Annotated in this window: 11 protein-coding genes; 4 read left to right on the top strand and 7 right to left on the bottom strand. The window is 68.6% G+C overall.

The window, feature by feature from the left end; translation table 11 throughout:
- Positions 1–154: 154 nt before the first annotated feature.
- The 3 genes from AVAK2825_RS08250 to tal form a co-directional block, all read right to left on the bottom strand.
- Positions 155–2,065, bottom strand: a complete 1,911-nt coding sequence (locus AVAK2825_RS08250; protein WP_284396494.1) for a methyl-accepting chemotaxis protein — start codon at positions 2,063–2,065, stop codon at positions 155–157.
- Between the two features lie 153 nt (positions 2,066–2,218).
- Positions 2,219–3,814, bottom strand: a complete 1,596-nt coding sequence (gene pgi / locus AVAK2825_RS08245; RefSeq protein ID WP_284396489.1) for a glucose-6-phosphate isomerase — start codon at positions 3,812–3,814, stop codon at positions 2,219–2,221.
- Between the two features lie 3 nt (positions 3,815–3,817).
- A complete protein-coding gene (gene tal / locus AVAK2825_RS08240) occupies positions 3,818–4,765 on the bottom strand; it encodes a transaldolase (protein ID WP_284396487.1) in 948 nt (315 codons plus the stop codon).
- 170 nt (positions 4,766–4,935) lie between these two features.
- Between tal and zwf the strand changes: the two genes are divergently transcribed.
- Both zwf and AVAK2825_RS08230 read left to right on the top strand, forming a co-directional pair.
- Positions 4,936–6,402 (top strand): glucose-6-phosphate dehydrogenase, encoded by a 1,467-nt coding sequence (gene zwf / locus AVAK2825_RS08235; RefSeq protein ID WP_272567467.1) that lies wholly within the window; start codon positions 4,936–4,938, stop codon positions 6,400–6,402.
- A 174-nt stretch (positions 6,403–6,576) separates the two neighbouring features.
- Entirely contained in the window at positions 6,577–7,422 is an 846-nt protein-coding gene (locus AVAK2825_RS08230; RefSeq protein WP_272551228.1) for a MurR/RpiR family transcriptional regulator, read from the top strand.
- A gap of 85 nt (positions 7,423–7,507) precedes the next feature.
- Here AVAK2825_RS08230 and fabF read toward each other — a convergent pair whose 3' ends face one another.
- Positions 7,508–8,776, bottom strand: coding sequence for a beta-ketoacyl-ACP synthase II (gene fabF, locus AVAK2825_RS08225; RefSeq protein ID WP_284396483.1), 1,269 nt, complete (start codon positions 8,774–8,776; stop codon positions 7,508–7,510).
- Positions 8,777–8,941: 165 nt separating this feature from the next.
- Between fabF and AVAK2825_RS08220 the strand changes: the two genes are divergently transcribed.
- Together AVAK2825_RS08220 and AVAK2825_RS08215 are read left to right on the top strand one after the other, a co-directional pair.
- Positions 8,942–9,541, top strand: a complete 600-nt coding sequence (locus tag AVAK2825_RS08220; RefSeq protein ID WP_284396480.1) for a TetR/AcrR family transcriptional regulator — start codon at positions 8,942–8,944, stop codon at positions 9,539–9,541.
- 166 nt (positions 9,542–9,707) lie between these two features.
- Positions 9,708–10,139 (top strand): DoxX family protein, encoded by a 432-nt coding sequence (locus tag AVAK2825_RS08215; protein ID WP_284396478.1) that lies wholly within the window; start codon positions 9,708–9,710, stop codon positions 10,137–10,139.
- Between the two features lie 116 nt (positions 10,140–10,255).
- On the opposite strand, the gene AVAK2825_RS08210 is transcribed toward AVAK2825_RS08215, so the two are convergent.
- The 3 genes from AVAK2825_RS08210 to AVAK2825_RS08200 are packed head-to-tail and all read right to left on the bottom strand — an operon-like array spanning position 10,256 to position 13,251.
- Complete coding sequence (locus tag AVAK2825_RS08210; protein ID WP_284396476.1) at positions 10,256–11,329, bottom strand: ABC transporter ATP-binding protein; 1,074 nt, start codon at positions 11,327–11,329, stop codon at positions 10,256–10,258.
- Positions 11,326–12,303, bottom strand: a complete 978-nt coding sequence (locus AVAK2825_RS08205; RefSeq protein WP_272567463.1) for an ABC transporter ATP-binding protein — start codon at positions 12,301–12,303, stop codon at positions 11,326–11,328. The genes AVAK2825_RS08210 and AVAK2825_RS08205 overlap by 4 nt, the downstream gene beginning before the upstream one ends.
- A gap of 36 nt (positions 12,304–12,339) precedes the next feature.
- Positions 12,340–13,251: an ABC transporter permease gene (locus AVAK2825_RS08200; RefSeq protein WP_272567462.1), complete on the bottom strand. Its 912-nt coding sequence runs from the start codon at positions 13,249–13,251 to the stop codon at positions 12,340–12,342.
- Positions 13,252–13,312: the final 61 nt, after the last annotated feature.

Below are 13,312 nucleotides of genomic sequence, written 5' to 3'. Positions count from 1 at the left end.
GACATGCCGACGCTGCATTTCAGGGACGCGGCCAAACCGGCGGCAGCCCCTGCTGCCTCGGTGGACCCCCAAGAAAAATCCCCGCGGGTCGCGAGACCGGCGGGGATTGTCTGGATGCGCTGGCGATGCCAGCGCCGGCAGCGAAGCCTTCCCGTCACACCTTGAAGGCCCCCACCACCTGCCGCAACAGGTCGGTCTGCTCCTGCATGGAGCGCGCCGCGGCGGACACTTCCTCCACCAGCGCCGCGTTCTGCTGCGTCGTGGTGTCAAGCTGGGCGATGGCCTGGTTCACCCGCTCGATGTCCCGGCTCTGCTCGCTGCTGGCCGCCATGATCTCGCCCATGATCGAGGCCACGCTGGTGTTGGTGGCGATGATCTCGCTCATCGTCGTGCCGGCCTGCACCACCAGGGCGCTGCCGGACTCCACCTTGGTGACCGAGTCCGCGATCAGGTTCTTGATGTCCTTGGCCGCTTCGGCCGAACGCTGGGCCAGGCTGCGCACCTCGCTGGCCACCACCGCGAACCCCCGGCCCTGCTCGCCCGCGCGGGCCGCCTCGACCGCGGCGTTCAGCGCCAGGATATTGGTCTGGAAGGCGATGCCGTCGATCACCCCGATGATGTCCACCACCTTCTTGGAAGACGTGCTGATCGAATCCATGGTCTCGACCACGTTGCCGATGACCTGCCCGCCCCGGGACGCCACCTGGAACGCATCGGTGGCCAGGCGGTTGGCCTGGTTGGCGCTGTCGGCGTTGCGCTTGACGGTGCTGGTGATCTGCTCCATGGAGCCCGCCGTTTCCTGCAGGAACGCGGCCTGCTCCTCCGTGCGCACGGAAAGGTCGTGGTTGCCGCTGGAGATTTCACCGGAGGCCGAGGCGATCGACGATGCGCCCGTGACCACCTGGCTCACCACGCCCTGCAGGCGGGCGATGAAGGCATTGAAGCTCGCCGCGACCGCGCCGAACTCCGCCCCGCCGGTTTCGGGCAGGCGGCGCGTCAGGTCGGCCTCGCCGGCCGAGAGCGCGTCGATGTTGCCCTTGAGGACGGCCAGGCGCTTCATGAACAGGCGAACGCCCATCACCATCAGGCCCAGCAGCACCAGGGCCATGGGCACCTGGACGGCGGCCAGCTTGGTCAGGATGCGGTGGCTGTTGACCGCCAGGAGCGATGCCGGAATGGCCGTGGCGATGAACCATGGGCTGCCGGGAATGGGCTGGAGGAACAGCACCTGCGAGCCCTGCCCATCCTGGTACGCCCCCTGGGCCGAGGCCCCACCCTGCAGGGTGGGCAGCAGCCGCTGAATTTCCGCCGCCATGGGCGAGCTCGCCGCGATGTCCGAGACGTTCTTCAAGACGACGTTGCCCTGGATCTTCGTGCTGTTGCTGACGATCTTGCCGTCGCCCTCGACGATCAGGATCTGTCCCTGGATCCTGCTTTCCATGTCCGCCACGAGGCGGTTGAAAAAGCCCAGCGTCACGTCGATGGTGGACACGCCATACAGCTCGTCGCCCTTGTAGATGGGCATGGCGCAGTTGGTGCGCGGCTGCGGGCTGGCGGCGTCCTGGTAGGCCTTGGCCCACTTGCACTGGCCCTTGGGCGCCGTCTTGCCGTTCTCATACCAGGGCTGCTCCCAGTATTTGAGCGACTCGGGGGAATTCCAGTGGGTGTTGACCACCAGCTTGTTGCTGCCGTCCCGCGCGAAGAAGGTGCTGAACTTGTCGCGGCCCGGCTCCCGCTTGTTGGGCAAGGGCCAGATGCCGCCGCCGAACACGTTGGGATCACCGTACTGGTCCACCAGGCCGGGCTGCAGCACGTCGATCTGGTCGCTGGCCAGCAAGGCCACGGTCTGGGTGATGCTGCGGGACTGGGCCTCGACCTGGCGAAGCTGCTCGCTGATGCGCACCGAGATCTGCTCCACGTTGGCGGAGACGACCTTGCCTTCCAGCGTGGACAGGTCCGGCGTGACGGACAGTTGGATGACGGCGAACGTTCCGAGCAGCAGGAGCAGGAAGAAGCCGCAGATCAGGAGGGTGAAACGGGTTTGGGTGGAAGCAGTGCGGATCATGGGCAGTCCGGTGATGGGATAACAAAGGAAGACACGCGGTCTCCCTTCGTTATCGGCAACCGTCCGGCGGCGTTGAGGCCCGCCGGCCCGCCGTTACAACACTGCTCGCCCCTCAACACCCATCGCGCCCTCCCGGAGCGCCAGATGTTCAGGTCACCGCAGCTGGCGCAGCAGGCCGGCGGTCGATGCGTCCAGCCCGTCGGTGTCGCCCGAGGACAGGCGAGGCTCCAGCTCCCGGGCCAGCACCTTGCCCAGCTCCACCCCCCACTGGTCGAAGCTGTTGATGCCCCAGACCGCGCCGCTCACGAACACGCGGTGCTCGTAAAGCGCGATGAGCGCACCCAGCGAAGCAGGCGCCAACTGGTCCAGCACCAGGAACGTGCTGGGGCGGTTGCCGGTGAAGTGCCGGTGCCCGGACTCCTGCGGCCGGCCCAGCATCAGCGCCTTGGCCTGGGCCAGGGCATTGGCCACGAGGCGCGAGTGGTGGTGCGGGAGGTCGCGCGCGCCCTTGCGCAGCGCGATGAACTCCACCGGAATCACGTCGGGGCCCTGGTGGACCATCTGGAAGAACGCGTGCTGGCCGTTGGTGCCGGGTTCGCCCCACACCACGGGCGAGGTCTGCACCGCCAGCGGCCGGCCTTCCCAGTCCACGCCCTTGCCGTTGCTCTCCATCTCCAGCTGCTGCAGGTAGGCCGGCAGCCGGCGAAGGCCGTGGCTGTAGGGCGCGACGCAGCGGCTCGCGAACCGGTGGAAATTGCGGTACCACACGTCCAGCAGGCCGAGGCGCACCGGCAGGTTGCGCTCCAGCGGCGCGTGGCGAAAGTGCTCGTCCATCGCGTGGGCGCCGGCCAGCAGGTCGCGGAAATGCGCCGCGCCGATGGCGATGGCGATCGGCAGGCCGATGGCCGACCACAGCGAATAGCGCCCACCCACCCAGTCCCAGAAGCCGAGCGTAGTGTCGATGCCGAACTCCGCCGCGGCTTCGACGTTGGTCGTCAGCGCGACGAAATGGCGCGACACCGACACGCGCCCGGTCTGCCGTGGGCTGCCGCCGTGCGACAGGAACCAGTCGCGCGCCGCATGGGCGTTGGACATGGTCTCGGCGGTGGTGAACGTCTTGGAGGCGATGAGGAACAGCGTGCTCTCGGGCCGCAGCGTGTGCAGCAGCGTGCCCAGTTCCTGCCCGTCGACGTTGGAGACGAAGTGCAGGCGCTTGTCGCTCTGGCGCAGGTCGTCCAGCGCCTTCACCACCATGGAAGGCCCGAGGTCCGACCCGCCGATTCCGATGTTCACGATGTCGGTGATGGCGGTGTCGGCACGCACGCGCTCGGCCAGCGCCAGCATCGCATCGAGCGTGGTGTGCACGTCGCGCAGGCTGCTTGCTACGAAATCAGTAGCACCAGAGGCATGATTTTCTAGGGCATCGGCCGGATTTCGCAACAACCAGTGCATCACCGCGCGCTGCTCGGTGTGGTTGATCGCCTCGCCGGCGAACATGGCGTCGCGGTAGGCCTCCAGGCCGCACTCGCGCGCCAGTTGCATGAGCAGCGCCTCGGTCGGCCGGTCGATGCGGTTCTTGGACAGGTCGGCGAACAGGTGCGGCGCCTCCTGGCTGAAGTCCTCGAAGCGCAGCGGATCGGTGGCGAACGCCTGGCGCACGTCGAAGGTGCGGCCGCTGTCGTCATAGCGGGCCTGCAGCGCCGCCCAGGCGGTGGTGTGGTCGCAGCGGATGCGTTGGGGCATGGTCATGGGTCAGGCGGCCTGCATCATGTGTTCGAGCTTGGCCGCATCGGCCGCGAAGGCGCGGATGCCTTCGGCGAGCTTCTCGGTCGCCATGGCGTCGGCATTGAACGCGTAGCGGAAGGCGGGCTCGTCGTATTCGACGGCCGGCAGGTCCAGCGCGCGCGCGGCCTCGGGGTCGAGTGCCCGGGTCAGCGGCGCATCGCTGGCCGCCAGCTGCGCGAGCAGGTCGGGGGCGATGGTCAGCAGGTCGCAGCCGGCCAGCGCGGTGATCTGCCCCACGTTGCGAAAGCTCGCTCCCATGACCTCGGTGGCGATGCCGAAGTGCTTGTAGTACTGGTAGATCTGGCGAACCGACTGCACGCCAGGGTCGTTGGCGCCGGCCATGGCCGCCTCGTCCCACTGGGCGCCGGCCTGCTTCTTGTACCAGTCGTAGATGCGGCCGACGAAGGGCGAGATCAATTGCACCTTGGCGCGGCCGCAGGCCACGGCCTGCACGGGCGAGAACAGCAGCGTGAGGTTGGTATGGATGCCGCGCTCTTCCAGGATGCGGGCGGCTTCGATGCCTTCCCAGGTGGCGGCGATCTTGATGAGCACGCGGGCGGTGTCCACGCCCTCGGCCTGGTACAGCTCGATGATGCGTTCGCCCCGCGTGACGGTGGCCATGGTGTCGAACGACAGGCGCGCATCCACTTCGGTGGAGACGCGGCCGGGAATGAGGGAGAGGATTTCGCAGCCGAACCGCACGATCAGCCGGTCCATGATTTCTTCCACCGGATGGCCCTTCCAACGGGTCACGGCCTCTTGCAGCAGCGGGGCGTAGTCGGGCTTTTGCACCGCCTTGAGGATGAGCGAGGGGTTGGTCGTCGCATCCTGCGGCTGGTAGGCGCTCAGTTGGCGGAAGTCGCCCGTGTCGGCCACCACGGTGGTGACTTGTTTGAGGGCGTCGAGTTGGTTCATGCAATGCTCCCGTGAGGTGGCGTGCGGGGGCGCTCGGGCGGGCCCCGTCGGCACGGCAACCGCAGAGTGTATTGCGCGGTAACCCGGGTTCCTGTCAGTCGCCGCCTCATCATGAAACTCGGTAACATGCCCGGCAGCTTAATTACCAATCTTCTGGGGACGCGACAACGATGAGTTTCGATCTGGTTCTGTTCGGCGGCACGGGCGATCTGGCATGGCGCAAGCTGCTGCCGGCCCTTTTCCAGGCGTTCCGCCACGGCTCGCTGCCCGCAGGCGGCCGCATCATCGGCGTGGCGCGGGACGACCTGACCGACGCCGCCTACCGCGAACTGATCGCCAGCCGTTTCGCCGCCGTGGTGGACGACAAGCGCCCGAGCGCGGAGGAGTTCCAGCAGTTCGCGGCCTTGCTGCAGTATCAGCGCATGGACCTGTCCAAGCCCGAGGACTACGCCCGGCTGGCCGAGCGGCTGGGCGAGCGGCAGGCCGACACCGTGGTGATGTATCTGGCCACCGCCCCGGGCCTGTTCACCACCGCCTGCGAGCAGCTCGGCGCCGCCGGGCTGGCCACCCCGAACACGCGCGTGGTGCTCGAAAAGCCGCTGGGCCACGACCTCGAATCCAACCGCGCCATCAACGCGGCGGTGCGCACGGTGTTCAACGAGTGGCAGATCTTCCGCATCGACCACTACCTGGGCAAGCCGTCGGTGCAGAACCTGCTGGCGCTGCGCTTCGGCAATGCGCTCTTCGAGCCCCTGTGGCGCCGCGAGACCGTCGCCAGCATCGAGATCACCATGGCCGAGAAGCTGGGCGTGGAAAAGCGCGGCGCGTTCTACGACGGCACGGGCGCCCTGCGCGACATGGTGCAGAACCACGCGCTGCAGCTGCTGTGCGCGATCGGCATGGAGCCGCCCATCAACGCCCATGCCGATGCCATCCGCGACGAAAAGCTCAAGGTGCTGCGCTCGCTGGTCCCCTGGACACCCGCCACCCTGGCACGCGACGTGGTGCGCGGCCAGTACACGGCCGGCAGCCTGAGCGGCGAGCGCGTGAAGGGCTACGCCGACGAGGACGGCGTGGCGCCCGGCAGCCGCACCGAGACCTTCGTGGCCCTGCGCACCGAGATCGCCAACTGGCGCTGGGCCGGCGTGCCCTTCTACGTGCGCACCGGCAAGCGACTGGCCTCGCACGAGGCGCACATCGCCATCAACTTCCGGCCCACGCCCCACCCCATCTACCGCTCGCCGATGGGCGCGGCCAACCGCCTGGTGATCCACCTGCAGCCGCGCGACGGCGTGGCCCTGCACCTGTTCGCGGCGGGCCAGGAAAAGCGCGGCACCCGCGTGTCGGAAGCGCAGGCGCTCGCGCCCGTGCACCTGGACCTCGACTTCGAGCAACGCTTCGGCACCGAGCGCGTGGGCGCCTACGAACGCCTGCTGCTGGACGTGATCGGCGGGCGCCTGAACCTCTTCGTGCGGGCCGACGAGCAGGAAGCCGCCTGGCGCTGGGTGGAGCCCATCATGCAGGCCTGGCGCGACTCCGACGACGGCCCCCGGCCCTACGCCGCCGGCAGCTGGGGCCCCAGCGCCGCCAGCGCCATGGTGGCGCGCGACGGCCACACCTGGATGGAGGAAGCGTGAGGCCCCCCCTGAGTCGCCTGCGGCGCCTTCCCCCCAAGGGGGGACGACGCCCGTGGCCTGGCAAAGCCAGTTCCACGGCGTCTGCGGGCGTGGCCTGCTCCGCGGCCATTCGACGGGTCAGGCCGCAGCGGGCGCATGGGCTGCAGGCGATGGGCTGCGCGCAGGAGCACTGACATGCTCGAACGCATCACCGCATCCCTGCCATCCCTGGCCCCGGCCGAGCAGCGCGTGGCCCAGCTCGTGCTGGACGACGCGCGGGCCTTTGCCCGGCTGCCGGTGCGCGAGCTGGCGGCCCGCGCCAGCGTGAGCAAGCCCACCGTGGTGCGGTTTTGCCGCAGCATGGGCTACGACGGCCTGGCCGACTTCAAGCTGAAGCTGGCGGGCAGCGTGAGCGAAGGGGTGCCCTTCATCCACCGCAGCGTGGACGCCGACGACAAGACCGGCGACGTGCTGGTGAAGGTGGTGGACAACGCCGCCGCCGCTTTCCTGCAATACCGCAACGCCGCCAGCACCGGTGCCATCGAGCGCGCCGCCAAGGCCATCGCGGACACCTGGCAGACCGGCCGGCGCATCGAGTTCTACGGCGCCGGCAATTCGGGCATCGTCGCGCAGGACGCGCAGCACAAGTTCTTTCGGCTGGGCATCACCAGCATCAGCACGAGCGACGGCCACATGCAGGTCATGAGCGCCACCCTGCTCGGCCCGGGCGACTGCGCGGTGATCGTCTCCAACTCCGGCCGCACGCGCGACCTGATGGACGCGGCCGACATCGCGCGCAAGAACGGCGCCACAACCATCGCCATCACCGCGAGCGGATCGCCCCTGGCCCTGGCCTGCCACATCCACCTGGCGGCCGACCACCCCGAGGGCTACGACCGCTACAGCCCGATGGTGTCGCGCCTGCTGCACCTGCTGGTGATCGACGTGCTCGCCACCTGCGTGGCCCTGCGCATCGGCGAACCCCTGCAGCCCCGCCTGCAGCAGATGAAGGACAACCTGCGGGCCAAGCGGTACACCTGATCCAGCCCGCCCGCCAAGAGGCGGAGGCTTTCAGGCCTCCAGCGCAATATCCACTAAGGCATACAGCTATTATTTTTATAGCATTTCAGGACACCCATCGGCGGAACACCAGCGAGGCGTTGACGCCGCCGAAGCCGAAGCCGTTGACCAGCGCATGCGCCAGCGCCATCGGCCGGGCCCGGTGGGCCACCAGGTCCAGGCCCTGGGCAAGATCGTCGGGCTGGTCCAGGTTCAAGGTACCCGGCACGACCTGATCGCGCAGCGCCAGGATGGTGAACACCGACGCCACGGCGCCCGCCGCCCCCAGCAGATGCCCGGTCGCCCCCTTGGTGGAGGCAATGGCCACCGCGGCCCCTTCGCCGAACAGGCGGCGGATCGCCGCCAGTTCGCCCCGGTCGCCGACATAGGTGGACGTGGCATGGGCATTGAGGTGCTGCACCTGCGCCGGCTGCAGCCCGGCCTGCGCCAGCGCCGCCTGCATGCTGCGCAGGGCACCGTCGCCGTCTTCCGGGCCCGAGGTGATGTGGTGCGCGTCCGCGGAGGTGCCGTAGCCCACCACTTCGGCCAGCGGCACGGCGCCGCGCGCCAGCGCATGCTCCAGCGCCTCCAGCACCAGCACGCCGGCGCCCTCCCCCATCACGAAGCCGTCGCGCGCCGCATCGAACGGGCGCGATGCGGCGGCGGGGTGGTCCGCGAAGCCGGTGGACAAAGATTTGGCCGCGGCGAAACCGCTCAGGCTGACGCGGTCGATCGCGGCCTCGGTGCCGCCGCACACGGCCACGTCGGCTTCGCCGCAGCGGATCATGCGCACGCCGTCGCCGATGGCCTGGATGCTGGCGGCGCAGGCCGTCACGGGCGCGCCGATGGGCCCTTTCAGGCCATGCCGTATCGACACGTGCCCTGCCGCCAGATTGATCAGGAACGACGGCACGGTGAAGGGCGACAGGCGCTGCGGCCCCCGCGTATCGGTGGTGCGCACCGCCTCGGCAATGGCGCCGAAGCCGCCGATGCCGGAGGCGATCACCGTGGCCGTGCGATGGGCCGCGTGGGCATCCGCCGGCGACCAGCCGGCCTGCGCCAGGGCCTGCTGCGCCGCGCCGAGGGCGAAAGGGATGAAGCGGTCCATCTTGCGAGCGTCTTTCGTGCCGATCACAGACATCGGATTCCAGCCGCCCTGCCCGTCTTCCTCGATGGTGGGCACCACGCCGCCCACTTTGGCCGCCAGCCCCTCCACCGTGGCTTCGGGCAGGCGCCGCAGGCCCGATGCACCGGACAGCAGTCGGCCCCAAGCCAGTTCCACACCACAGCCCAGGGGAGACACCAACCCCATGCCGGTCACGACGACGCGCCGCATCAGGCTGCCCCGCCCGAAAATACCCCGCCCGGGGTCACCTTGTGATTCACCATCATTGGCCTCGCTGGTTGATGCACGGCTGCCCGCGCTTTTATGATTGCGGCCGTCATCATAAATGCACGATCCGTTTTTGCGTACGGTCGCAATCAAAAAGGAAAATCAGCGATGAAAGTGTCCAAGGCCCAGTCGGCGGAAAACAGGCAAGGCATCCTGGACGCCGCCGCGCGGCTCTACCGCGAGCGCGGCCTGTCGGGCGTGGGGGTGGCCGACATCACCCGCGACGCGGGACTGACCCACGGCGGCCTGTACCGGCACTTCGCCTCCAAGGACGCGCTGGTGCGCGAAGCCTGTGCCCGTGCGTTCGATTGGTCGATCGCCCCGCTGGACGGCGCGGAAGGCGCGACCGACCTGGCTGCGCGCGTGAACAGCTATCTCTCGGCCACCCACCGTGACAGGCCCGGCGAAGGCTGTCCCGCCGCCGCGCTGGCGGTGGACGCGGCCCGGGCCGGCAGCGACCTGTCTGAGGTGTTCGCACGCGGCATCGAGCGCAACATCGACCGCTTCGCCCGGGTGATCGAAGAACTCGCCCCCGACGGCGGCCCCATCAGCGCCGAAGGCCGGGCGCGCGCTATGGAAATGCTGGCGACCATGGTGGGCGGGCTCGTGCTGGCCAGAGCCACCGCCGCCGCCCAGCCTACGCTGTCCGATGAAATCCTCGCCACGCTGCGCGACAGGCTGAACGCACCGGATGACAAAGCGGTTTGACCGGCGGCAGCGCCCACAGTGCAGCGTGCTGCGCTGCACTGTGCGGTCTGGGGTACACGGCGTGGCCCGGGTGCGACAACCCTTCGGCCGATTGTGAGAAAACGCACTGACACCTCCCGAACGGGCCCGCATACTGCGTTTTTTTGACTCAGAGAGGAGAGAAACCATGAACAACGTATCCCGCCATACCGACGCCGCCCCCTCGGACGATGCCGGCAAACTCGTCCTGCGTGTCGCCGTCGGCGTGCTGGTGCTGCTGCACGGCATCTTCAAGCTGCAGAACGGGGTGGGCTTCATCAGCGGCATGCTGGAGCGGGCCGGCCTGCCGGGCGCCCTGGGCTATCTGGTGTTCGTCGGCGAGATCCTGGCGCCGGTGCTGATGATCGTCGGCCTGGCCACCCGCGCTGGCGCCGCCATCGTGGTGGTCAACATGCTGGTGGCGTTCGGGCTGGTGCACATGGCCGATCTGTTCGCGCTCAACAAGCAGGGCGGCTGGGCGCTGGAACTGCAGGGCCTGTACCTGTTCGGCGCGTTGAGCGTGGTGCTGCTGGGCGCCGGACGCTACAGCGTGGGCGGTGTGAACGGCAAATTCAATTGAAGCGGGATGGGCGGTGGCGCCTGCCGCCGCTCACCCGAATCCACCCAAGCCACCCTTTTGCTATAAAAAATATAGCAAAAGGAACATGATCCACTAGGGCATCGGCCCGATTTCGATCAAACCGTGGCGGGAACGGGCACCGCCACCAGCGGAATGCGGCCTTCCTCGATGCCGTGGCAGGCCACGCGGGCGCCGCCCTGGTTCAGCAACTGCGGGCGCTCGGTGCGGCACCGGTCGTTGGCGTGCGGGCAACGCGGGTTGAACGCGCAACCGGGCGGCGGGTTCAGCGGATTGGGCACCTCCCCCTGCACCGGCGTGCGCGAGCGGCCGGTGTCGTGCATCTTGGGGATGGCGTCCAGCAGCATGCGCGTGTAGGGGTGGCGCGGCGTGGCGAACAGCTCGCGCTTGTCGGCCAGCTCCACCAGGCGCCCCAGGTACATCACGCCCACCTGGTCGCTCACATGGCGCACCACCGCGAGGTTGTGCGAGATGAACAGGTAGGTCAGGTGCCGCTCGCGCTGCAGGTCCTTCATGATGTTGAGCACCTGCGCCTGCACCGACACGTCGAGCGCCGACGTGGGCTCATCGCACACGAGGAATTCCGGCTCGGTGGCGAGCGCCCGCGCGATCGAGATGCGCTGGCGCTGGCCGCCCGAGAACTGGTGCGGGTACTTCACCATGTCCAGCGGCGACAGGCCCACCGACTGCAGCAGCTCGCCCACGCGGGCCTTCAGTTCGGCCTTGTCGGTGATGAGGCCGTGCTCGCGCAGCGGCTCGCCGATGATGTCCTCGACCAGCCAGCGCGGGTTGAGGCTGGCATACGGGTCCTGGAAGATCATCTGGATGCGGCGGCGCATGGCCTGGGCGTCCTTGCCCTTGAAGGCCGCGTGCGCGTCCTGCCCGTCGAAGGTGAGGCCGCCGCGCGTGGGCTCGTACAGGCCCACCAACAGCCGCGCCACCGTGCTCTTGCCGCAGCCGGATTCGCCCACGAGCGCCAGCGTCTTGCCGCGCTCGATCTCGAAGCTCACGCCGTCGACGGCGTGCAGCAGCGTGCGCGGCTTGCGCTCCAGCACGCGGTTGAGCCAGGGGGCGGACACATCGAAGGTCTTGGCCAGGTCGTGCGCCTGCACCAGGGGCTTGCCGGCGGCGGCGCTGCCGCTGGCGGAAGGGGTGGGAATGTGGACGCTCATGCGGCGGCTTTCTTGGGCAGGTCGTGCAGCCAGCAGGCGGCTTTCGTGGCGCCGGCCTGCAGCAGTTCGGGGCGCTCCACCTTGCAGCGGTCGAAGGTGTGGGGGCAGCGCGGATTGAAGGCGCAGCCCTGGGGAATGGCGTTCAGGCGCGGCATGGCGCCGTCGATCTGGTTCAGGCGCTCGCGCTCCTGCTCCATGTCGGGGATGGACGCCATCAGGCCGGCCGTGTAGGGGTGCGCCGGGTGGTTGATGACCTCGTGCACGGGGCCGATCTCGGCCACGCGGCCGGCATACAGCACCGCCACCCGGTCGCAGGTCTCGGCGATCACGCCCATGTCGTGGGTGATGAGCATCACGGCCGCGCCGCGGGATTTGCAGATGTTCTTGAGCAGCTGGATGATCTGCGCCTGGATCGACACGTCCAGCGCCGTGGTGGGCTCGTCCGCCACGATGAGCTGCGGCTCGGCCGCCAGCGCCAGGGCGATCACCACGCGCTGGCGCATGCCGCCCGAGAACTGGTGGGGGTAATGGTCCACGCGCTGCTCGGCGGCCGGGATGCCCGTGTCCTTGAGCAGGTCGATGGCGCGGCGGCGGGCCTCCGCGGCGTTCACGGGCAGGTGGGCCTGGATGGTCTCGACGAGCTGCTGGCCCACCGTGTACAGCGGGTTCAGCGAGGTCAACGGATCCTGGAAGATCGCGCCGATGCGCCGGCCGCGGATGTGCCGCATCTCGCGCGACGACAGGTTGTCGATGCGCTGGCCCTCCAGCACGATCTGGCCGGAGGCCACCCGCCCCGGCGGCTCCAGCAGGCCGATGATGGCCGCGCCCGTGAGCGACTTGCCGGCGCCCGACTCGCCCACCACCCCCAGGATTTCACCGGGCGCGATGGAAAAGGAGATGTCGTCCAGCGCGCGCAGCGTGCCGCGGCGGCTGGGGAATTCGACGACGAGGTTCTTGACTTCGAGAAGGCTCATGGGTGTACTTTTTCGAGCGTGGGCGCCCATGCTTTTTTATCTAAGGCGGGGGTTGAGCGCATCGCGCAGCCAGTCACCCAGCAGGTTCACCGACAGCGCGATCAACACCAGCATGGCGCCCGGAAACACCGTGATCCACCACTCGCCCGAGAACAGGTAGTCGTTGCCGATGCGGATCAGCGTGCCCAGCGAGGGCGAGGTGGGCGGCGCGCCCACGCCCAGGAACGACAAGGTCGCCTCGGTGATGATGGCCGTCGCCACCTGGATGGTGGCCAGCACCATCACCGGGCCCATCACGTTGGGCAGCACGTGCTTGCGCATGATGCGCAGCGAGTTGACACCCGTCACGCGCGCGGCCTGGACGTATTCCTTGTTGCGCTCCACCAGCGTGGAGCCGCGCACGGTGCGCGCATATTGCACCCAGCCGGTGAGCGAGATCGAGATGATCAGCACCCCGAACGCCAGCGACTCGTGCGCATTGGGAAACACCGCGCGGCCCACGCCGGCGATCAGCAGCGCCACCAGGATGGCCGGGAACGACAGCATCACGTCGCACAGGCGCATGAGCACCGCATCCACCCAGCCGCCGCGAAAGCCCGCGAGCAGCCCGAGCGCCACGCCCACCACCACCGACAGCACCACCGAAGCGAAGCCCACGATGAGCGAGATGCGCGCGCCGTAGATCACCGCGGACAGGATGTCGCGGCCCTGGTCGTCGGTGCCCAGCAGGTATTTGGTGGAACCCTCGGCGCTCCAGGCCGGCGGCAGCCGCGCATCGCCCAGTTCGAGCGTGGTCAGATCGAACGGGTTGTGCGGCGCGACCCAGCCCGCGAAGAACGAGCAGAACACGCAGATGAGCGCGATCACCGCCGCACCGATGGCCACGGGCGAGGTGCGAAAGCTGTGGCCGACATCGCTGTCGAACCATCGGAAGAGCGTTTTTTTCATCGTGTTTGCTTCCAAAAAGTTGGATGGTGGACTCCATTGAGCTAGGATATAAACATGATTA

Source organism: Acidovorax sp. SUPP2825 (assembly GCF_030158995.1).
Classification (GTDB): domain Bacteria; phylum Pseudomonadota; class Gammaproteobacteria; order Burkholderiales; family Burkholderiaceae_C; genus Paracidovorax.
Note: the sequence above shows the minus strand (reverse complement) of the source record. Positions and strands in the feature narration are given on the sequence as shown.

What these genes read in the sequence shown, in the direction of transcription:
- AVAK2825_RS08250 (WP_284396494.1), bottom strand. Translation starts at nt 2,065, where the DNA reads ATGATCCGCACTGCTTCCACCCAAACCCGTTTCACCCTCCTGATCTGC.
- pgi (WP_284396489.1), bottom strand. Translation starts at nt 3,814, where the DNA reads ATGACCATGCCCCAACGCATCCGCTGCGACCACACCACCGCCTGGGCG.
- tal (WP_284396487.1), bottom strand. Translation starts at nt 4,765, where the DNA reads ATGAACCAACTCGACGCCCTCAAACAAGTCACCACCGTGGTGGCCGAC.
- zwf (WP_272567467.1), top strand. Translation starts at nt 4,936, where the DNA reads ATGAGTTTCGATCTGGTTCTGTTCGGCGGCACGGGCGATCTGGCATGG.
- AVAK2825_RS08230 (WP_272551228.1), top strand. Translation starts at nt 6,577, where the DNA reads ATGCTCGAACGCATCACCGCATCCCTGCCATCCCTGGCCCCGGCCGAG.
- fabF (WP_284396483.1), bottom strand. Translation starts at nt 8,776, where the DNA reads ATGCGGCGCGTCGTCGTGACCGGCATGGGGTTGGTGTCTCCCCTGGGC.
- AVAK2825_RS08220 (WP_284396480.1), top strand. Translation starts at nt 8,942, where the DNA reads ATGAAAGTGTCCAAGGCCCAGTCGGCGGAAAACAGGCAAGGCATCCTG.
- AVAK2825_RS08215 (WP_284396478.1), top strand. Translation starts at nt 9,708, where the DNA reads ATGAACAACGTATCCCGCCATACCGACGCCGCCCCCTCGGACGATGCC.
- AVAK2825_RS08210 (WP_284396476.1), bottom strand. Translation starts at nt 11,329, where the DNA reads ATGAGCGTCCACATTCCCACCCCTTCCGCCAGCGGCAGCGCCGCCGCC.
- AVAK2825_RS08205 (WP_272567463.1), bottom strand. Translation starts at nt 12,303, where the DNA reads ATGAGCCTTCTCGAAGTCAAGAACCTCGTCGTCGAATTCCCCAGCCGC.
- AVAK2825_RS08200 (WP_272567462.1), bottom strand. Translation starts at nt 13,251, where the DNA reads ATGAAAAAAACGCTCTTCCGATGGTTCGACAGCGATGTCGGCCACAGC.